Annotated in this window: 15 protein-coding genes and 1 pseudogene; 9 read left to right on the top strand and 7 right to left on the bottom strand. The window is 50.3% G+C overall.

Annotated elements, in window-relative coordinates; all coding sequences use genetic code 11:
- The first annotated feature begins 124 nt into the window (after positions 1-124).
- Positions 125-1,273 carry a glycerate kinase gene (locus OH773_RS04215; protein WP_270143311.1) on the top strand — a complete coding sequence of 383 codons (1,149 nt, stop codon included), beginning with the start codon at positions 125-127 and terminating at the stop codon, positions 1,271-1,273.
- A gap of 26 nt (positions 1,274-1,299) precedes the next feature.
- Here OH773_RS04215 and barA read toward each other — a convergent pair whose 3' ends face one another.
- Positions 1,300-4,059: a two-component sensor histidine kinase BarA gene (gene barA, locus OH773_RS04220; RefSeq protein ID WP_270143313.1), complete on the bottom strand. Its 2,760-nt coding sequence runs from the start codon at positions 4,057-4,059 to the stop codon at positions 1,300-1,302.
- A gap of 62 nt (positions 4,060-4,121) precedes the next feature.
- On the opposite strand from barA, the gene rlmD reads away from it, so the two are divergent.
- The 6 genes from rlmD to adhP all read left to right on the top strand — a co-directional run bounded on the left by rlmD (position 4,122) and on the right by adhP (position 13,146).
- Positions 4,122-5,435, top strand: a complete 1,314-nt coding sequence (gene rlmD / locus OH773_RS04225; RefSeq protein WP_270143315.1) for a 23S rRNA (uracil(1939)-C(5))-methyltransferase RlmD — start codon at positions 4,122-4,124, stop codon at positions 5,433-5,435.
- A 60-nt stretch (positions 5,436-5,495) separates the two neighbouring features.
- Positions 5,496-7,724, top strand: a complete 2,229-nt coding sequence (relA, locus tag OH773_RS04230; RefSeq protein WP_183270444.1) for a GTP diphosphokinase — start codon at positions 5,496-5,498, stop codon at positions 7,722-7,724.
- Between the two features lie 188 nt (positions 7,725-7,912).
- The gene (mazG, locus tag OH773_RS04235) at positions 7,913-8,704 is read left to right on the top strand and encodes a nucleoside triphosphate pyrophosphohydrolase (protein WP_270143316.1); all 792 of its coding nucleotides are present in this window, start codon (positions 7,913-7,915) and stop codon (positions 8,702-8,704) included.
- 225 nt (positions 8,705-8,929) lie between these two features.
- Positions 8,930-10,570, top strand: coding sequence for a glutamine hydrolyzing CTP synthase (gene pyrG / locus OH773_RS04240; RefSeq protein ID WP_270143318.1), 1,641 nt, complete (start codon positions 8,930-8,932; stop codon positions 10,568-10,570).
- An 84-nt stretch (positions 10,571-10,654) separates the two neighbouring features.
- Entirely contained in the window at positions 10,655-11,959 is a 1,305-nt protein-coding gene (gene eno, locus OH773_RS04245) for a phosphopyruvate hydratase (protein WP_183270441.1), read from the top strand.
- 170 nt (positions 11,960-12,129) lie between these two features.
- Positions 12,130-13,146, top strand: a complete 1,017-nt coding sequence (adhP, locus tag OH773_RS04250) for an alcohol dehydrogenase AdhP (protein ID WP_270143322.1) — start codon at positions 12,130-12,132, stop codon at positions 13,144-13,146.
- A gap of 145 nt (positions 13,147-13,291) precedes the next feature.
- On the opposite strand, the gene OH773_RS04255 is transcribed toward adhP, so the two are convergent.
- The 6 genes and pseudogenes from OH773_RS04255 to OH773_RS04280 all read right to left on the bottom strand — a co-directional run bounded on the left by OH773_RS04255 (position 13,292) and on the right by OH773_RS04280 (position 18,308).
- Positions 13,292-14,197: a TPM domain-containing protein gene (locus OH773_RS04255; RefSeq protein WP_270143323.1), complete on the bottom strand. Its 906-nt coding sequence runs from the start codon at positions 14,195-14,197 to the stop codon at positions 13,292-13,294.
- Between the two features lie 19 nt (positions 14,198-14,216).
- Positions 14,217-14,810: pseudogene (locus tag OH773_RS04260) on the bottom strand (LemA family protein).
- Positions 14,811-15,003: 193 nt separating this feature from the next.
- Entirely contained in the window at positions 15,004-16,116 is a 1,113-nt protein-coding gene (locus OH773_RS04265) for a M20 family metallopeptidase (RefSeq protein ID WP_270143325.1), read from the bottom strand.
- Between the two features lie 9 nt (positions 16,117-16,125).
- A complete protein-coding gene (locus OH773_RS04270; protein ID WP_183270439.1) occupies positions 16,126-16,587 on the bottom strand; it encodes a YjiG family protein in 462 nt (153 codons plus the stop codon).
- Complete coding sequence (locus OH773_RS04275) at positions 16,580-17,293, bottom strand: nucleoside recognition domain-containing protein (protein ID WP_270143329.1); 714 nt, start codon at positions 17,291-17,293, stop codon at positions 16,580-16,582. Before OH773_RS04275 ends, OH773_RS04270 begins: the two co-directional genes overlap by 8 nt.
- A 187-nt stretch (positions 17,294-17,480) precedes the next feature.
- Positions 17,481-18,308, bottom strand: coding sequence for a MurR/RpiR family transcriptional regulator (locus OH773_RS04280; protein WP_270145670.1), 828 nt, complete (start codon positions 18,306-18,308; stop codon positions 17,481-17,483).
- 175 nt (positions 18,309-18,483) lie between these two features.
- Here OH773_RS04280 and OH773_RS04285 point away from each other — a divergent pair, with 175 nt between their 5' ends.
- Entirely contained in the window at positions 18,484-20,043 is a 1,560-nt protein-coding gene (locus OH773_RS04285) for a maltose/glucose-specific PTS transporter subunit IIC (RefSeq protein WP_270143331.1), read from the top strand.
- Positions 20,040-20,738 (top strand): N-acetylmannosamine-6-phosphate 2-epimerase, encoded by a 699-nt coding sequence (locus OH773_RS04290; RefSeq protein ID WP_270143333.1) that lies wholly within the window; start codon positions 20,040-20,042, stop codon positions 20,736-20,738. Before OH773_RS04285 ends, OH773_RS04290 begins: the two co-directional genes overlap by 4 nt.
- Positions 20,739-20,812 lie beyond the last annotated feature (74 nt).

The raw sequence follows: 20,812 nt of genomic DNA on the forward strand, positions 1-20,812 counted from the left end.
CGGCCTCGCCCCAAGGGGCCAGCGCAAGCGCTGTTCTAAAACGCCTTTGGCGTTTTAGTGATGCAACTTCAATTATTTAGGGTAACTATTATGATGGTACCTATCACATCGCGACGGACGGCATATGAAAATTATCATCGCACCAGATTCATATAAAGAGAGCCTTAGCGCTCTCGAGGTGGCGACACAAATCGAAGCCGGTTTTCGGGAAGTGTTTCCGAATGCCTGCTATGTGAAGCTGCCCGTTGCTGATGGGGGCGAGGGAACCGTCGATGCGATGGTGGCGGCAACGGACGGTGACATTATCGAAGTGGAGGTCACCGGGCCGTTGGGTGAGCCTGTTCAGGCGTTCTACGGAATATCGGGCGACAAGCAGCAGGCCTTTATTGAAATGGCGGCGGCGAGTGGCCTGGAGCAAGTCCCGCCTGAATTACGTAACCCGTTAAAAACCACGTCGTGGGGAACGGGTGAACTGATTCGTTACGCGCTGGATAGCGGTGTAAAAAGTATCCTGATTGGCATTGGCGGCAGCGCGACCAACGACGGCGGCATCGGCATGGTGCAGGCGCTCGGTGCGCGTTTGCTGGATAGCGATGGTGAAGCGTTGGGGCTCGGCGGCGGCGAAGTCGCAAGACTGGCGTCGATTGATATTTCCGGGCTGGATGCACGGTTGAAAACGTGCCGCATTGACGTCGCGTGCGATGTCGATACCGTGCTGACCGGTAAAGAAGGGGCATCGGCGGTGTTTGGCCCACAAAAAGGTGCCACGCCGGAGATGGTCAACGAACTTGATCGTGCCCTGGAACACTACGCAAAAATGATTGCCCGCGATCTCAATATCAACGTGCTGGAGCTTTCCGGTGGCGGTGCTGCGGGTGGCATGGGGGCCGCACTTTATGCCTTCTGTGGTGCAGAACTGCGACCGGGTATTGAGATAATTACCCGCGCATTAAAACTTGATGAGCTGGTGCGCGATGCAGACCTGGTGATTACCGGAGAAGGGCGCATCGACAGCCAGTCGATTCATGGCAAAGTGCCGATTGGTGTGGCGAAAGTGGCGAAACGTTACAACATTCCGGTGATTGGTATTGCCGGAAGTTTAACGCCTGATGTGGGTGTGGTGCATGAACATGGTCTGGATGCGGTTTTCAGCGTGCTGCACCGTATCTGTACGCTAGAAGAAGCGCTGGAAAATGCCGGAGATAATCTGCGTATGGCTTCGCGCAATATTGCGGCGACAATTGCTGTCGGGTTGTTCTGTCGGGAGAAATAAGTTTCCCGACAGATAACATTTAAGCGTTAACCAAACATACGTTGCGCTTCTTTTGAGACATTATTCATCTCATCAAGCAGCTCAAAAAGTTCGGGTTCCAGATCTTCCGGCTTCACGCCATTGCGCAGTTGTTGCTCCAGCGTCAGGCACAGGTTTTTCAACCGTGGCACACCGCTATAGCTACAACTGCCGTGAAGTTTATGAATGATGTCGACCAACTTTTCCGGGTTTTCCCCGACCAATTGTTCTTCAACGGTGTTGCGAACTTCCGGTAAGAACGCCAACAGCATTTGCAGCAAATCACGCGCCAGATCAGGCTTATTAGCCGCTTGTTGGAGTGCCAGCGACCAATCCAGAGTCTGGTTTTGGTTACTGGTTTGCGTTGTCACTTCTATGTTTAATGGTTGAGCGAGTGCGGTGATGGCACCCGGCTGATACCGTAGCAGCAGGCTATACAGCTTTTTCTCTTCAATAGGTTTGGCAAGATAGTCATTCATGCCTGCACTCAGCAGCTTCTCTTTTTGCCCCGCCATGGCGTGTGCCGTTACAGCGATAACCGGAGTTTGCTGGTGGTGTGGCATCTGGCGAATAACCTCACAGGCGCGGATACCATCCATTCCAGGCATCTGAATATCCATCAGGATGATGTCTATTTGCATCTGTTTCGCCCGCTCAATAGCCTGTAAACCGCTTCCGCACAGCTCAACGTTTTGCACATGATCTTCAAGCAATGCGCCAATCAGTTTCAGGTTGGCCGGGTTGTCATCAACGGCCATAACAGTGAGCGGCAGCTTTTTGTTTTCAACGTTATCGGTCAGTGCGGGATGCGCATTGAAGATGTGTTCAGCCAGCAGTGGCAGCAGACGTGGTGCGGTGACAGGTTTCAATAAACAAGCGGCAATACCTTCTTTTTTAAGCGATTCCGCATCGATCTGGCAATGGCTTGGCAGCGCCAGAATCAGGCAATCTGTCATCGTGACAGCTTTTGCCAATTTTGGATTGGTAATGGAGAGCGTATCGCGGAACGTGACCGGCGTTCCGAGCAACATAATATCGTAGTGTGCTTCGGCGAGGGCCGTGAACGTTGGGCAATACACCACTTCAAGCGGTGTATTGGCCAAAATATTGAGCGTGCTTTGTGCAGCGGAAGCATTTTGTTCGATATACGCAATGCGCTTGCCCGCCAGATTCTCAGTCGAATAACCGTCAAGAACCGCGTTAGGATTCAGATCCAGATTGATGTAGAACCAGAAAGTTGAACCTTGATTTGGCTGGCTATGGAACGAGATATCCCCGCCCATTTCGCTGACCAATTTCTGGGTAATCACCAGCCCCAGCCCAGTGCCGCCGTGACGCCGTGAAATACTGGCATCTGCCTGACGAAATGCCTGGAACAGACGCGATTGCTCCTGCTCAGGAATGCCAATGCCGGTATCATGAATCCGCATCTCAACCTGGACTTTGTTGTTGCCTTGCGAGCGCTTCTCGACGACCAGATCAATATTGCCGCTCTCGGTGAACTTAATCGCATTCCCCACCAGATTGGTGACGACTTGCTGCAAGCGGAGTGGATCGCCAATCACGTTATCCGGCACATCATTTTTAATGTTTAACGTCAGCTCCAGGCCTTTGTCATGGGCCGAATGCGCCAGCAGTGTCACCACTTCATCGAGCGTATTGCGCAGCGGGAAGGGAATGCTTTCCAGAATCAGTTTGCCTGCTTCCAGTTTAGAGAAGTCCAGCACGTCATTGATAATGGTTAGCAGGTTATTGGCTGAACGTTCAATGGTATACAGATGATCGCGTTGCGTGGGGTTCAAATCTGTTTTCAGCGTCAGACGGGTAAAGCCAATCACCCCGTTGAGCGGTGTGCGCAGCTCGTGGGACATATTGGCGAGGAACTCAGACTTAATACGTGCCGCTTCCTGCGCGCGTTTCTTGGCGAGATCCAGCTCTACGTTCTGGATTTCCATCTGTTCAAGTGTTTCGCGCAAGTCGGACGTCGCCTGGTCAATATTATGCTGCATCTCCTCGTGATAGGCGGTCAACGACATCGCCATCGAATTGATACCGTTTTTCAGCATATCTAATTCACCGAGCATGAAACCTTCTACGCGGCTATCAAGTTGGCCGCGACGTATCCTGTCGACCGTATTCACCATATTACGGATTGGGCCAGTGACATCGCGCATCAGGCGATAGGCAAACAGCATCGCAATGCCGACACAGAACAGCATCATCAACGTTGAGATAAAAATTTCTCGGTATTGCTGCAAACGCACCGATTTTAAGTCGAGCTCAATCGCGACGTAGCCTAGCGAATTGCCCGCCGGTTTCGCATCGGTCACTTCTGACTCGTCCGGGGAGTAGCTCTCGGAGATGATGGGGGTACGCAGAATTATCGAATCGCCGTGTCGCGTAATGCTTAAACTGTGCGGTGGTTTTTCATTGTTCGCTAACCTCAGGGCCGAAGCATTGAGCTGATAATTGGAGGTGACGAACAGTTTGTTGTTCTCATCAAATACTGAAATCGCCCGCACAATATCGGAATGGCGGCGGTGTAACACGCTGACCAATTGGCGTATGGACTCACGACTGTGAAAACTCATGCCATATTCGCTGGCTACTGCCAGCGGTTCAATAATGTTGGTACCCGAGTCTTCGAGCTGACGCTGCAGGTCGTTGTAACGATGAACGACAAAAAAGATACTGAGCAATAAACCGATCATTAATGTCGGTGCCAGAATCAGGATCATCATGCGTGCACGCAGGCTGTAGTTGGTCATGGGGTTCCGATATGGGACAATTGAAGCAATAGTTAATATTTTTTGAGAGAGCACTCTGGCTCATGGCGCAATTCTACTCTGCAAAGCGACGGGTTACGACTCGTCAAATCATAACCGTGAACGTTATCGACCTTGATCCGTTTGGTCAGGGCGTCGCACGCCATAACGGTAAAGCGCTTTTTATCCAGAACGCACTGCCTGGTGAACAAGTTGATGTCACTATTACCGAGGACAAACGTAACTTCGCCCAGGCTCGAGTGAAACGACGTTTAAATGACAGCCCGCAGCGTGTGGCTCCGCGTTGTCCGCATTATGGCGTTTGCGGTGGCTGCCAACAGCAACATGCCAGTATCGAATTGCAGCAGCAAGCAAAATCCCGTGCGCTGGCTCGCATGATGGGTACGCGTGAGGCTCCTGCGGTGGTGAACGAAATCATTTCTGGTTCGCCATGGGGTTATCGTCGCCGGGCACGCTTAGGGTTGAATTACCTTCCTAAGACACAAACCTTACAGATGGGTTTTCGCAAATCTCACGACAACGAACTGGTCAATATTCACCACTGCCCGGTTCTGGTGCCCCAACTTGAGGCATTGCTGGAACCTTTGCGTGAATGTCTTTCTGATTTAAAAGCCGTTCGACGTTTAGGTCATGTTGAACTGGTACTGGCAGATAATGGTCCGCTGATGGTATTGCGCCATTTAGATGCGCTTCATGACGACGACAGGCAAAAACTGGAACGCTTTTCGCATTCTGCAGGCGTCGCGCTGTTTTTAGCCCCTGACAGTGAGACACTCACGGCAGTGGGTGACGATGAGCCCTGCTATCACTCAGACGGGCTACGCTTAACGTTCAGTCCGCGCGATTTCATTCAGGTGAATGACGGCGTGAATCAGCAAATGGTCGCGCGTGCCATTGAGTGGCTGGATATCCAGCCAACGGATCGTGTGCTGGATCTGTTCTGTGGAATGGGAAACTTTACGCTGCCACTGGCAACACGCGCTGAAAGTGTCGTTGGGGTGGAAGGCGTTGCTGCGCTGGTGGCGAAAGGCGAATATAATGCACGCTATAATTTGCTGAAAAACGTCACATTCTTTCATGAAAACCTGGAAGAAGATGTGACTCGCCAACCCTGGGCTGCCCAAGGGTTTGACAAAATATTGCTCGACCCCGCGCGAGCGGGTGCGCCGGGTGTTATGCAGCATGTGATTACGCTTGCTCCAAAGCGAGTGGTCTATGTTTCATGCAACCCGACAACGCTTGCCCGTGATAGCGAGGCATTGCTGGCTGCGGGTTACCAGATTCAGCGGCTAGCAATGCTCGATATGTTTCCCCACACTGGGCACCTGGAGTCGATGGCGCTCTTTGAGCGGAATTAAGTGGTTAGGTTAGGTTAGGTCAGGTCGCGTGACCTGATTTATAACCAACAGGAGAGAACAATGGTTGCGGTAAGAAGTGCACATCTCAATAAAGCTGGCGAATTTGCGCCCGACAGATGGATTGCAAGCCTCGGGATCACCAACCAGCAGTCATGTGAACGCTTAGCCGAAACCTGGCGGTATTGCGAGCAACAGACCAAAGGCCATCCAGACGCTGAACTGCTGTTGTGGCGCGGCGTCGAAATGGTGGAAATCCTGTCGATGCTGAGCATGGACAACGATACCCTGCGAGCCGCATTACTGTTCCCTCTTGCCGATGCGGGCGTGGTCACCGAAGAGGTGATGCGCGAAAGCATTGATAGCCAGGTCGTCACGCTGATTCACGGTGTGCGCGACATGGCAGCAATCCGCCAGCTTAAAGCCGCGCATACCGATTCTGTCTCTGCTGAACAGGTCGATAACGTTCGTCGCATGTTGTTGGCGATGGTCGATGATTTCCGCTGCGTGGTGATCAAACTTGCAGAGCGCATCGCTCATTTGCGAGAAGTGAAAGACGCGCCGGAAGACGAACGCGTTCTGGCGGCAAAAGAGTGTACCAATATCTACGCGCCGCTCGCCAACCGTCTGGGTATTGGCCAGCTAAAATGGGAGCTGGAAGATTACTGCTTCCGCTACCTGCATCCTGCTGAATACAAACGTATCGCAAAATTGCTGCACGAACGTCGTATCGATCGTGAGCATTACATCGACGAGTTTGTCAGTGCGCTGCGCAAATCGATGAAAGAAGAGGGTGTGAAGGCTGAAGTGTATGGCCGCCCGAAACACATCTATAGCATCTGGCGCAAGATGCAGAAAAAATCCCTCGCCTTTGATGAGCTGTTTGATGTGCGTGCGGTGCGCGTTGTGGCAGAACGCTTGCAGGATTGCTACGCGGCACTAGGCATCGTACACACGCATTATCGCCATATGCCTGACGAGTTTGATGATTACGTTGCCAACCCGAAACCCAACGGTTATCAGTCGATACATACCGTGGTGCTGGGGCCAAACGGCAAAACGATCGAAATTCAGATTCGTACCAAGCAGATGCACGAAGAGTCAGAACTGGGGGTCGCCGCCCACTGGAAATACAAAGAAGGCAATGCGAAGAGCGGCAGTTCAGGCCATGAAGACCGCATCGCTTGGCTGCGTAAGCTGATCGCCTGGCAAGAAGAAATGGCGGATTCTGGCGAGTTGTTGGATGAAGTTCGCAGCCAGGTGTTTGATGACCGTGTGTATGTGTTTACCCCAAAAGGCGATGTGGTGGACTTGCCGGCAGGCTCCACACCGCTGGACTTTGCTTACCACATTCACAGTGATGTTGGGCACCGCTGTATCGGCGCGAAAATCGGTGGACGTATTGTGCCGTTCACTTATCAACTGCAAATGGGCGATCAGATTGAAGTTATCACCCAGAAACAGCCGAACCCGAGCCGTGACTGGCTGAACCCAAACCTGGGTTACATCACCACAAGCCGTGGGCGCGCCAAAATCCACAACTGGTTCCGTAAACAGGACCGTGACAAGAATATTCTGGCCGGACGCCAAATCCTTGATGATGAAATTGAGCATCTGGGTATCAGCCTCAAAGAGGCTGAAAAGTCGTTGTTGCCACGTTATAACTTCAATGAAGTTGAAGAGTTACTGGCGGCAATTGGCGGCGGAGATATTCGTCTTAACCAGATGAGTAACTACCTGCAAGCGCAGTTTAACAAGCCGACGGCGGCCGAGCAGGATGAACAAGCGCTTCGCCAACTGAAGCAAAAAACGCACGCGCCGCAATCGCGCAGCAAAGACAATGGTCGCGTCGTGGTGGAAGGGGTTGGCAATCTGATGCACCACATTGCGCGGTGCTGCCAACCGATTCCTGGCGACGAGATTGTTGGTTTCATCACTCAGGGGCGTGGGATTTCTATTCACCGTGCTGACTGCGATCAGCTTGCGGAACTGCAATCACATGCGCCTGAACGTATCGTTGATGCCGTGTGGGGCGAAAGCTATTCCAGTGGCTATTCGCTGGTGGTGCGTGTGACAGCCAATGACCGTAGCGGTTTATTGCGTGACATCACCACTATTCTGGCGAACGAAAAGGTCAACGTGCTGGGGGTTGCGAGTCGTAGTGATACCAAGCAGCAGTTGGCGACGATTGATATGAATATCGAAATCTACAACCTTCAGGTGCTGGGCCGCGTGCTGGGCAAATTGAATCAGGTGCCGGATATTATCGATGCGAAGCGATTACACGGTTAGTTGATTACCCCTCACCCCGACCCTCTCCCTAAAAGGGCGAGGGGGAAAATGACGTTCACCTTGAACTCGATCAATCCCCTCACCTAAAAGAGCGAGGGGGAAAACCGAAGTTCACCTTGAACTCGATCAATCCCCTCTCCCTGTGGGAGAGGGCAAGGGTGAGGGGAAAAATTCTACAAGGATTGAATATGGACCAAATCACCCGCCTTCTGGGCATCATGAAGCGCCTGCGTGACCCGGAAACAGGTTGCCCATGGGATAAAGAGCAAACCTTCGCGACCATCGCTCCCTATACCCTGGAAGAGACTTACGAAGTGCTTGATGCCATCAACCGTGAAGATTTTGATGATTTGCGCGGTGAACTGGGAGATTTACTGTTCCAGGTCGTGTTTTACGCACAGATGGCTCAGGAAGAAGACCGCTTTAATTTCGACGATATCTGCGAAGCGATAAGCGACAAACTTGAACGTCGCCACCCGCATATCTTTGGCGATGCGACAGCTGAAAACAGCACAGAAGTACTGGCGCGTTGGGAACAAATCAAGAGCGATGAACGTGCTGAAAAAGCTCAGCATTCCGCAATTGATGATATTCCTCATGCTTTGCCTGCTTTAATGCGTGCGCACAAAATCCAGAAACGTTGTTCAGCGGTTGGTTTCGACTGGACGACGCTTGGTCCCGTGTTAGACAAAGTCTACGAAGAGATCGACGAAGTGATGTTTGAAGCTAAACAGGCCGTTGTTGATGAAGCGAAACTGGAAGAAGAAGTCGGCGATTTATTGTTCGCCACCGTTAATCTTGCACGCCATTTAGGCACGAAAGCTGAAACAGCATTACAAAAAGCTAACTTGAAATTCGAGCGCCGTTTCCGCGAAGTGGAACAAATTATTGCCGCGCAAGGGTTGAAAATGGAGCAAGCCACACTCGATCAGATGGAAAATGCCTGGCAACAAGTTAAACGCAAGGATTCTGATATCTAACGTGTTTTTTGGATCAGGTGCACGTTATGGCAATTTCAATTTAACAAGCGCTTGATTTACGTCAAAAACATTTATGCCAGACGGGCTATTTTCACTGCCCTGACAAAGAGCGAGGTCAGGGCTTTGCAGATAGAATCAAAATTTGTGGCGTCGATACTGTTCGGGTATACTACTTTCCCGTCCTGGTACTTCCATCGTCTTTAAACCTAACTCTTCAGGTTCAGCATGACAACGAACTATATTTTTGTGACCGGCGGGGTCGTTTCCTCTCTGGGTAAAGGCATTGCCGCAGCCTCCCTCGCAGCTATTCTCGAAGCCCGTGGCCTCAACGTATCCATCATGAAACTCGATCCGTACATCAACGTCGATCCGGGTACCATGAGCCCTATTCAACATGGGGAAGTGTTCGTTACAGAAGACGGCGCTGAAACCGACCTGGATTTAGGTCACTACGAGCGTTTCATTCGCAACAAAATGACGCGTCGTAACAACTTCACCACTGGCCGTATCTACTCAGAAGTTCTGCGTAAAGAACGCCGTGGCGACTATCTGGGCGCGACTGTTCAGGTTATTCCACACATCACGAACGCTATCAAAGAACGCATCCTTGAAGGTGGCGAAGGCTACGATGTCGTACTGGTAGAAATCGGCGGTACAGTAGGTGATATCGAATCCCTGCCGTTCCTCGAAGCGATTCGTCAGATGGCTGTAGAAGTGGGTCGTGAGCACACGCTGTATATGCACCTGACTCTGGTGCCATACATGGCGGCTGCCGGTGAAGTGAAAACTAAACCGACTCAACACTCCGTAAAAGAACTGCTTTCTATCGGTATTCAGCCAGATGTGCTGATCTGCCGTTCTGACCGCGTGGTTCCGGCAAACGAACGTGCAAAAATTGCATTGTTCTGTAACGTCCCGGAGAAAGCGGTTATTTCTCTAAAAGATGTCGATTCCATCTATAAAATTCCAGGTCTGTTGAAATCACAGGGGCTGGACGATTATATTTGTAAACGATTCAGCTTGAACGTTCCTGAAGCTAACTTGTCCGAATGGGAACAAGTTATTTACGAAGAAGCGAATCCGACAAGCGAAGTTACGATTGGTATGGTCGGCAAGTACATTGAACTGCCAGATGCCTACAAATCTGTGATTGAAGCGCTGAAACACGGTGGTTTGAAAAATCGTTTGACCGTTAACATCAAGCTGATTGACTCGCAGGATGTTGAAACTCGCGGTACTGAAGAAATGCTGAAGGGATTGGATGCTATCCTTATCCCTGGCGGTTTCGGTTACCGTGGTGTGGAAGGCAAAATTGCCACCGCGCGCTATGCTCGTGAGCAGAACATTCCATATCTGGGCATTTGCTTAGGTATGCAGGTTGCGCTGATCGAGTTCGCACGGAACGTTGCAGGCATGGCTAACGCCAACTCAACTGAATTTGTGCCAGACTGTAAATACCCGGTGGTCGCCTTAATCACCGAGTGGCGAGATGAAGAAGGTAACGTTGAAGTTCGTACTGAAAAGAGCGACTTAGGCGGAACTATGCGTCTTGGCGGCCAGCAGTGTCAGTTGACCGATGGTAGTCTGGTGCGCCAGATGTACGGTGAACCGACAATTACTGAACGCCATCGCCATCGTTATGAAGTCAACAACATGTTGTTGAAGCAAATTGAAACAGCAGGTCTGCGCGTTGCGGGCCGTTCCGGTGATGACCAACTGGTAGAAATCATCGAAGTGCCAAATCATCCGTGGTTTGTTGCTTGCCAGTTCCACCCGGAATTTACGTCGACCCCGCGTGATGGTCACCCACTGTTTGCAGGCTTTGTTAAAGCGGCCGGTGAGTACCAAAAGCGTCAGGCGAAGTAAGCAGAAAGTTAGAACGACAACGCGCGAATGTTTCGCGCGTTGTTTGTCTGGAGTTTTAGTTTAACTTGTACTGAGGAAAATCTAATGTCCAAAATCGTTAAAGTCATCGGTCGTGAAATCATCGACTCCCGTGGTAACCCGACTGTTGAAGCTGAAGTTCATCTGGAAGGCGGTTTCGTAGGTATGGCTGCTGCACCATCAGGTGCTTCAACTGGTTCCCGCGAAGCGCTGGAACTGCGCGATGGCGACAAATCTCGCTACCTGGGCAAAGGCGTTCTGAAAGCCGTTGCTGCAGTTAATGGCCCGATCGCTGCGGCTGTAACTGGTAAAGATGCGAAAGACCAGGCAAACATCGATAAGATCATGATCGACCTGGACGGTACCGAAAACAAATCTAACTTCGGCGCTAACGCAATCCTGGCTGTTTCTCTTGCTGCTGCTAAAGCTGCTGCTGCCTCTAAAGGCCTGCCGCTGTATGCACACATCGCTGAACTGAACGGCACTCCAGGCAAATTCTCTATGCCACTGCCTATGATGAACATCATCAACGGCGGCGAGCACGCTGACAACAACGTTGATATCCAAGAGTTCATGATTCAACCAGTTGGTGCGAAAACTCTGAAAGAAGCCATCCGTATGGGTTCTGAAGTTTTCCACACCCTGGCTAAAGTTCTGAAATCTAAAGGCATGGGTACTGCTGTTGGTGACGAAGGTGGCTATGCGCCAAACCTGGGTTCCAACGCTGAAGCACTGGCTGTAATCGCTGAAGCGGTTAAAGCTGCAGGTTACGAGCTGGGTAAAGACATTACTCTGGCTATGGACTGTGCTGCTTCTGAATTCTACAAAGACGGTAAATACGTTCTGGCTGGCGAAGGCAACAAAGCTTTCACCTCTGAAGAATTCACTGCATTCCTGGAAGATCTGACCAAACAGTACCCAATCGTTTCTATCGAAGACGGTCTGGATGAGTCTGATTGGGATGGCTTCGCGCACCAGACTAAAGTTCTGGGCGACAAAATCCAGTTGGTTGGTGACGATCTGTTCGTAACTAACACCAAAATCCTGAAACGTGGTATCGACAACGGTATCGCTAACTCCATTCTGATCAAATTCAACCAGATCGGTTCTCTGACCGAAACTCTGGCTGCGATCAAAATGGCGAAAGATGCTGGCTACACTGCAGTTATCTCTCACCGTTCAGGCGAAACTGAAGATGCTACCATCGCTGACCTGGCTGTTGGTACTGCTGCAGGCCAGATCAAAACTGGTTCTATGAGCCGTTCTGACCGTGTTGCTAAGTACAACCAGCTGATTCGTATCGAAGAAGCACTGGCTGCACAGGGCACACCAGCTCCGTTCAACGGTCTGAAAGAAGTTAAAGGTCAGTAATTCGTTACTGCTTTAAATTCTTACAAAAAACCCGCTTCGGCGGGTTTTTTTATTTCTATTTTTGTCGGTACCTGAACAATTTACGTATCCGCTAAAGGGTAGAGTTTGCAGATTCCTCCCTTGTCGACCAGGCTTACGGGGACTTTTCACTCACAGGTCAGGAGACCGACATGAAAGCAGCAGTTGTGAATAAAGACCACTCTGTAGGGATCATTGATAAACCCGTTCGCGCCCTTAAACACGGCGAAGCATTGCTGACGATGGAATGCTGTGGCGTATGCCATACCGATTTGCATGTGAAAAATGGAGATTTTGGTGACGTTACAGGCATTACGCTGGGGCATGAAGGCATCGGCGTAGTGAAGACGGTTGGCCCTGGCGTGACGTCCCTGAAAGTAGGGGATCGTGCAAGCGTTGCCTGGTTCTTCCGTGGATGCGGAAACTGTGAATACTGTAACACCGGCAACGAGACTCTGTGTCGCAGCGTCACTAACGCGGGTTATACCGCCGATGGTGGTATGGCTGAGGAGTGCATCGTTGTTGCTGATTATGCGGTAAAAGTCCCTGATGGCCTCGAGTCTGCTGCTGCCAGTAGCGTGACTTGTGCGGGCGTGACAACGTACAAAGCGGTAAAAGTCTCGCACATTAAACCGGGCCAGTGGATTGCGATTTACGGCTTGGGCGGCCTTGGCAACCTCGCATTGCAATACGCGAAAAATGTCTTTAATGCCAAAGTGATTGCCATCGACGTGAATGATGCTCAGTTGGAATTCGCCAAAGAGTGTGGGGCGGATTTAGTCATCAACTCACGCAATGAAGATGCAGCCAAAGTCATCCAGGATAAAGTGGGTGGCGCGCATGCGGCGGTCGTGACTGCCGTGGCGAAAGCGGCATTTAACTCAGCGGTAGACGCAGTGCGTGCCGGTGCACGAATTGTTGCTGTGGGTTTGCCATCTGAGTCCATGAGCCTGAATATTCCGCGTCTGGTACTTGATGGTATCGAAGTGGTGGGTTCATTAGTTGGAACGCGCCATGATTTAGCTGAAGCCTTCCAGTTTGCGGCTGAAGGGAAAGTGGTGCCTAAGGTCACAATGCGACCACTTGAAGATATCAATGCTATTTTCAAAGAAATGGAAGACGGTAAAATCAAAGGCCGCATGGTGATTGATTTTAAAACCAAGAAGTAAGCTTAGCGATTAACTAAAAATGGCCGGGATATCCCGGCCATTTGACGTTATTAACCAGAACATGAAGCCTCGAATATCGCCATGGAATCAGACTAAATCGATATAATGATAAGGGCGTTAATATCGGGCAACATAAATTAATCCCTCACCAACTGCCACTTGAGCCGCCACCACCACTTGAACCACCGCCACCACTCGAGCTACTACTACTGCTACTTGAGTTGTCACTGTCAGATGAGTAGCTTGAAGAGTTACTGTGATTGGATGACGAAGAAACATACCGTGAATGGCTTGTTCCTAATTTATCGGTGATTTTTTTGCTCATAGGAGTGAGAAATATTATAACGCTTATAAATGGGGTGGCGAAACAGATAAAAATTAGCGGCGTTATAAGCCCATCGGATACACCAGAAAATATAAGAATGAAAGATATCAGGATGCTAACACCATTCAACCAAAGCAGAGGTTTCCCGTAACCCCGCGCAAAGAGGGTTGCAATCATTGCTGCCCAGAATACCAAAAACCACGATACTGAAGAAATCCAGTCATTATTATTACTAATCTGGTTTTGTGGCAATTCTCCTTTTTCCAGAATCGATCCAATACCCTCGACACCAAGTACGAGCCCAGTATTTAATTGGTTATTCTTAAACGCTGGAACAATTAGCCGATGAATGATTTTGCTCGATTGCACATCGGTCAGAGTACCTTCCAGCCCATAGCCGACTTCAATACGCACAGTGTGATCTTGCCAGGCGACCAGTAATAGAATCCCATCATCACGCTGTGCATCGCCTAATTTCCATTGCTCAAAAACGCGAGTGGCATATTGTTCAACACTCTCTTCGCCAGTGGTGGGGACCACAAGCACTGCAACCTGGGCCTGAGTGCTCTGCATCAATGAATGCAGTGTTTGTGTCAATTGCTGCTGCTGATCTTGCGTTAAAATCCCTGACATATCCGTTAACGAGTGCCTGAATGAGGGGATTGCAACCCGGTCTGCAAGCGTCTGGAAACTACATAAAGCCAATAATAATAAAATGATACGCACGGTGAATTCCTTTCACATTTTATTTTTGCGAACTAAAGTCAACTACTGGTGCATTGCTTACCGCACTAACATTTTGTGGCAGGTAATTATTTCGTGGCTGGTAATTCATCATTTTTGCAGTCATCACAGCCGGGAATTTACGAATGGCTAGATTATATTGAGCAATGGATTCAATATACCGTCCCCGTGCAACAGTAATCCTATTTTCTGTACCTTCCAGCTGTATCATTAAATCCTGATATAACGTCTGTGCTTTTAAATCAGGATAACGCTCACTTAATATTGTTATCTGACCAACGGCTCTGGAAAGTTGTGTTTGAGACTGTTGCCATTCTGCGATTTTTTGTGAGTCATTTGGTGCCATCTTTAGCTCGTCACTGGCACGATTAGCCTGAGCTCGAGCGAGCGTCACTGTTTGTAGGACTTCTTTTTCGTGGCTGGAGTAGCCTTTCACACTGGCGACAATATTAGGAATTAAATCTGCACGGCGTTGATATTGATTAAGAACTTCTGACTAGGCTGCGTTAGCCTGCTCGTCATAACTCTGAATATCATTATAGCCACATCCAGATAACATAAAGACAATAATTAAAATGCTGAAGAGTTTTGTCATAAACAAATCCATTTGCGTCGTTTATATATCAATGAAAATATATAGATAAAATAATTATTATTTTATCCTGATAGATATACTAGCCTGGAAGTTCGTCTATAAAATAACGATATTTTTATGTGTCTGATATTGTGCTGCGGCCATTTTCTGAAAATGGCCGGGATAACTCATAGGATTTCCCGGCCATTTGCGCTTACAACGACTGAATCACCCGCTTGAGTAAGCGAATTCTTGGCTCAATGCTGTCCAGTTCCAGATACTCAGACGCACTGTGGAAACCAGCCCCTATTGGCCCAAAACCATCCAGAGAAGGGATCCCCAACGCTGCGGTATGGTTCGCATCGGAACCTCCACCAACGGACTTCCAGCGCACGTCGATACCTTCTGCAGCGCCAGCTTGTTCTACCAGTTGCATCAGTTTTTCAGTTTCGGCAGAGGGCGTCATGGCTGGTTTTTGAGACTGCAATTTAACGATGGTTTTTACATCCGGCTCGAATTCGCGCTTGCCGAATGCCTCAATTGCCGCATGGATGCGCGCATATTCATCGTTATCCTGGAAGCGGACATCAACCATCATCTCCGCATGGTCAGGCACGATATTTGGCACTACGCCTCCGGAAATGACACCCGTATTGATGGTGGTTCCTTTGGTGATATCCGCCAGATCACTGATTTCCAGAACGGCACGCGCCAATGCTTTAATAGCGGAGCGGCCTGATTCAGGGTCATTACCGGCATGTGCCGCGACACCTTTAAACGTCAGTTTATAGCCTGCAATCCCTTTACGTGCTTTCACCAAAGACCCGTCAGCCCTTGCTGCTTCACAGACCAGCACACAGCGGCTACGTTTTGCCAGTTCGCCAATCCAGTGATGAGAGTGCACCGAACCGGTTTCCTCATCAGGATTCATGGCGACTCCAATGGACAGCCGTTGCAGTGTGGCTTTATCCATTCCACGTAGCGCCCAAAGAATATTGAGCAACCCGCTTTTCATATCTGACACACCGGGACCAAAGGCCCGGTTTCCCTCAATACTGAACGGACGCTCTGCTACGGTTCCCTCTGGGAACACGGTATCCATATGGCCGACAAGCAGTACATCGTATTGAGTGGCATCCGGCTTGTTAGTGGCAAACAGGCCTGGACCGACTTTATCGCCCAGTGGAATGCTGTCACACTCCCAACCTTCGGCCTCGTACCATTGCTGAAAAATCTGGCTTACCTGAGCCACACCATCAATCGTTGCTGTTCCACAGTCGATATTTACGACCTTCTTTAGCTCTTGAAGGTACTGTTTTAATTCCATGGTTAACTCCTAAATCATAATTCGCATGATTAACATGGCACCGAAAGCATTCAGCACCGAAAGGGCAATCATTAAAGGAATGCGTTTGGCTGGGATGCCTACAACGCCGAGAATGCGTCCTGCGTATTGCACCTGTGAACCCATCAGGTAGATGGCGGGAGCGAGAATGGCCAGATGGCTACCGGTGAGAATACCTTTCTCAAACAGACTGATAGCAACACCGATTCCGCCACCCATCGACATCCAACCGCCAATGAGCACGGCTGCTGCTTCACCCGGAAGCCCAAAGACTTTCATGACCGGGCCAAATAGCCAGGCCATGCCTGCTAACGCACCGGTAAGTTCCAGCGCATAAATAATAATGAATGCCATCAGAACGTTAGGCAGAGTGCTGGTCGTTGCGATGGTCCAGCCTTTACGAGCACCGGCAACAAAGACATCGGTGATCATCGGTTTAGTGGTTTCAGCCATGTTGCACCTCGGCACTTTGCTTACGTTCAGAGAGCGTTAAAATCAGGCGCATCAGATTGGCGCCAACAATTTTCATAATGAACATCACCGCAACGCACAAGCCAATTGAGGCTGGAACGGCATGTGTCCCGTCAACGGCCAGCAAGGTGAACAGCACAGCACCTGATGAGAAAAAGTTAGTGATCATCGCACCGGCAGAAAACTGGAACATCGTGAACACGGTTTTCTCTTTTTCCGTGATTTGGCCTTCGTCAGCTAATACGCGCGTTAAGGAAGCGCCAACATCGGTACTTTGCAGGCTGCCAATCAGCGCAAGACCGGTAGAGCCAGGGATGCCGAGCAGTGGGCGTAACAGAGGGGTGAGCAGTTTGCGGGCCGCGTTCAGCGCGCCGTAATGTTCCAGCACGTTTATCATGCCCAGAGCGAACATAACGGCCGGGATAAGACCAAAAGCGAACAGAAAACCATCCATTGCGCCGTGTCCGCCTTTTCCGCGAAATGCTGATTTCGCGACTTCAACGGTATCGCCTTGCGGAGTGACATCGGTCACTACCTTGCCAAATGCGCCGTTTAGCGTGGTGAAGTCAAACACACCCCACCATTCTTTACCGCCCAATAGGCCGGAAAAGAACAGCATCGCGAAGAGCAAAGCGACATAGGCACCAGGTCCAACACGTGCATTTTTGGGATCAACAGAACCTTCCATAAATCATTTCCTTATGTCAGTGAGAGAGTGCTGCACTCTGATGCTAAAAGCGGGAAATGATTGGCAACATGACGATGATCAAGCCGAGTGGCTTACTGGCAAGGGAAGGGTGATTGTTGTGATGGTAAGCACAATAGCCTTTACAAATAACAGGTTATTGCGCTTGTCAGGATTGGGTTTTCTACAATTAGATAAGCAGTGGCAGTGTTGCACTGGCCGTTTGCTGACTGGTGGCTGCGTACCGGCTATCGTGGTTTGCCAGATCACTGACTAACACTTCCACCAGTAACATAGCGCCCACTTTGGCATCTAACGCTCCCGCACTCAGCGGACCTTCAGGTTTTGCTGCGACCAGCAATAAATCAGCGAGATCGGCAAGTGGGCTACGCAGAGTATTGCTCAGTAGCAAAACACGGGCCTGGCGTTTTTTGGCAAGCTTCACCACATGAAGCAAATCTTTGGTGGAACCCGAACTGGAAATGACCACCACAAAATCTCGCTCGCTAAGCGTAGTTGCGTTCATTGCAGCACGATGCATGTCGCTGTACAGCTGCGCATACTTGCCCATTCGCAGTAATTTGTAGTGCAAATAGTCACCGATGATAGCGCTGGCTGCGACACCATAAATTTGCACGGAAGCCGCCTCGTGCAGGGCCATTCCCGCCTGTTGCAGAACATCGCGGTTCAGGAGCTTTCCGGTATCTCTGAGCGCTTGCACCGACCCCTCCACCAGCTCGTCAATGCTGTCTTCGCTTGCGGGGGAAGGGGGTTGTTGTTGCTGAACATCCAGCGCTAAGGCCATCTTGAACTCGGTGTATCCCTTACAGCCTAAATGGCGACACAGGCGAGTGACGCTTGCTTCGCTGGTTTCGCTTTCCCGGGCAAGCTCGGTGATGGTCAGATACAGCACCTTCTGAGGTTGTGAAAGGATGTAATCCCCCAGCTTTTGCAATGTTGGGCTAAAGCCTGGCAAACCCTGGCGCAAGTGCAGTAATAAATTCCCATTCTCTGTCATCGGACTCATCTCACAACCTGATTCAAACTGCCCATAGTGTGGAGTAAAGCCCCCCTGGAGTACTAGCAGATTCGATTAATTGTGAGCTGGATCTTACTGGTGGTAATAATTTTCAGTGATTTCTTCTTGTTGTGGTAATAATTTTCACCACAACAACTCAGCAGGAAGAAAATTTATGTCAGTCTTTAGTGGAGCCTCATCAGGGGGCTGGTTTGAAAAAGCGCAACGTTTCGGAAAGTCCTTCATGCTACCCATTGCCGTACTTCCTGCTGCTGGGCTTTTGCTGGGGATCGGCGGGGCGTTATCAAATCCGAACACCGTAGCGGCTTATCCCTATTTAGATGTCGCCTGGTTACAGGGCATTTTCACGATCATGGCAAGCGCAGGTTCAATTGTTTTTGCCAACCTGGCCGTGCTGTTTGCCGTTGGGGTTTCTGTTGGCCTGGCGAAGGGTGATAAAGGGACTGCGGGGCTTGCGGCGTTACTGGCTTATCTGGTGATGAATGCCACCATCAACGCGTTACTCACCCTGAGTGGCACACTGGCTGCAACTAACCCTGGTGCCGTTGGGCAGGGGATGGCGCTGGGTATTCAGACCCTTGAAACGGGGGTATTTGGTGGCGTGGTCATCGGGATTGTCACTTCCCTTTTGCACAATCGCTATAACAAAATTGCGCTACCGCAGTTCCTCGGATTCTTTGGCGGCTCACGATTTGTGCCGATTATCAGCTCCCTGGTGGCCATTCTGGTCGGCGCCGCAATGACCATCATCTGGCCTCATTTCCAGAAACTCATTTTTGGTATGGGTGGCCTGGTGGATGCTACAGGTTATCTGGGTACCTTTATTTACGGCTTCGTCCTGCGGATGCTTGGCCCGTTCGGTCTGCATCATATTTTCTACCTGCCATTCTGGACGACAGCGCTGGGTGGTTCCGAGATTGTTGGCGGTCATCTGGTGGAAGGAACCCAGCGTATCTTCTTCGCACAACTGGCGGATCCGAACACTCAGCAGTTTTATGTCGGAACGTCACGCTTTATGTCCGGGCGCTTCATTACCATGATGTTCGGCCTGATTGGTGCGTGCCTGGCGATGTATCACACCGCTAAACCGGAAAACCGCAAACGTGTGGCAGGCTTACTGCTGTCAGCTGCGTTGACCTCATTTTTAACCGGTATTACCGAGCCCATCGAGTTCTCTTTCCTGTTTATTGCACCGGTACTGTATGTGATTCACGCGGTGTTCGATGGCCTGGCATTCATGCTGGCGCATATCCTGCACATCACCATCGGTCAGACATTCTCTGGCGGCTTTATTGATTTCATCTTGTTTGGCGTGTTGCAAGGAGAGGCAAAAACTCACTGGTTTTACGTGCCGCTGGTCGGGATCCCGTGGTTCTTCCTTTACTACTTCACGTTCCGCTTTGTGATTACTCGTTTTAATTTCAAAACGCCAGGCCGTGAGGATGCGGGTAGTGAAAGCAACGTCCAGGTTGCTGAAGGCGAACGTCCAACACAAGTCATCGTGGCACTCGGTGGCAAAGAAAACATTGTTGAGCTTGATTGCTGCGCCACACGGCTGCGCGTCACCTTGCACGACGGTGAACTCATCAACGAAGCTCTGTTGAAAGAAACAGGAGCCCGCGCCGTTATTAAACGCGGCAATGGCGTGCAGGTTATTTACGGCCCACATGTCACCATCATTAAAAACGAAGTAGAGGAACTGCTAGCCTTATGAAACCATCCATGATGTTACAAATTCAGGGAAAACTGATTGTCTCCTGCCAGGCATTGGAAAACGAGCCGCTACATAGCCCGTTTATCATGTCGAAAATGGCGCTGGCGGCAGCGCAGGGTGGGGCTGCGGCAATTCGTGCGAACAGTCTTATTGATGTACAGACCATTATGGATACCGTTGATTTACCGGTTATTGCCATCATCAAGCGTGACTATCCGGGCAGTGATGTTTACATCACTGCCACACTCAAAGAAGTGGATGAGCTGATGGTCGCAAAACCGGCGATGATTGCGATGGATGCCACAGGACATGAGCGTCCAGGTGCACATGATTTGCAAAGCCTGGTCGTCGCTATTCGCCAGAAGTATCCCGATCTTTTATTAATGGCGGATATTGCGACTGTTGATGAAGCACGAGTAGCGGCTGAACTCGGCTTTGATTGTGTCGGCACGACGCTACATGGCTATACATCAGAAACAAAAGGGCAAATTCTTGCGCACAATGACTGCCAGTTCCTCAGGGATGTTCTGGCAGCCGTTGATGTGCCAGTGATTGCTGAAGGTAATGTTGAAACGCCTGAAATGGCTGCGCATTGCCTGGCTTTGGGTGCTCATGCGGTCGTGGTGGGTGGGGCGATAACCCGTCCCCAACAAATTACGCGCCGCTTCGTAAACGCTATCGCGACCGTCAGGTAGCGGTAGCCGTAACGGGTCCAGTCTCCCCCTGATTGGACCCGTTACACCGTTACGCATGATCTCAACCGCCACAT

This window comes from Buttiauxella sp. WJP83, assembly GCF_027594725.1.
GTDB classification, from domain to species: domain Bacteria; phylum Pseudomonadota; class Gammaproteobacteria; order Enterobacterales; family Enterobacteriaceae; genus Buttiauxella; species Buttiauxella selenatireducens.

Coding starts and splice junctions, on each gene's coding strand:
- OH773_RS04215 (WP_270143311.1), top strand. CDS start 125: ATGAAAATTATCATCGCACCAGATTCATATAAAGAGAGCCTTAGCGCT.
- barA (WP_270143313.1), bottom strand. CDS start 4,059: ATGACCAACTACAGCCTGCGTGCACGCATGATGATCCTGATTCTGGCA.
- rlmD (WP_270143315.1), top strand. CDS start 4,122: ATGGCGCAATTCTACTCTGCAAAGCGACGGGTTACGACTCGTCAAATC.
- relA (WP_183270444.1), top strand. CDS start 5,496: ATGGTTGCGGTAAGAAGTGCACATCTCAATAAAGCTGGCGAATTTGCG.
- mazG (WP_270143316.1), top strand. CDS start 7,913: ATGGACCAAATCACCCGCCTTCTGGGCATCATGAAGCGCCTGCGTGAC.
- pyrG (WP_270143318.1), top strand. CDS start 8,930: ATGACAACGAACTATATTTTTGTGACCGGCGGGGTCGTTTCCTCTCTG.
- eno (WP_183270441.1), top strand. CDS start 10,655: ATGTCCAAAATCGTTAAAGTCATCGGTCGTGAAATCATCGACTCCCGT.
- adhP (WP_270143322.1), top strand. CDS start 12,130: ATGAAAGCAGCAGTTGTGAATAAAGACCACTCTGTAGGGATCATTGAT.
- OH773_RS04265 (WP_270143325.1), bottom strand. CDS start 16,116: ATGGAATTAAAACAGTACCTTCAAGAGCTAAAGAAGGTCGTAAATATC.
- OH773_RS04270 (WP_183270439.1), bottom strand. CDS start 16,587: ATGGCTGAAACCACTAAACCGATGATCACCGATGTCTTTGTTGCCGGT.
- OH773_RS04275 (WP_270143329.1), bottom strand. CDS start 17,293: ATGGAAGGTTCTGTTGATCCCAAAAATGCACGTGTTGGACCTGGTGCC.
- OH773_RS04280 (WP_270145670.1), bottom strand. CDS start 18,308: ATGACAGAGAATGGGAATTTATTACTGCACTTGCGCCAGGGTTTGCCA.
- OH773_RS04285 (WP_270143331.1), top strand. CDS start 18,484: ATGTCAGTCTTTAGTGGAGCCTCATCAGGGGGCTGGTTTGAAAAAGCG.
- OH773_RS04290 (WP_270143333.1), top strand. CDS start 20,040: ATGAAACCATCCATGATGTTACAAATTCAGGGAAAACTGATTGTCTCC.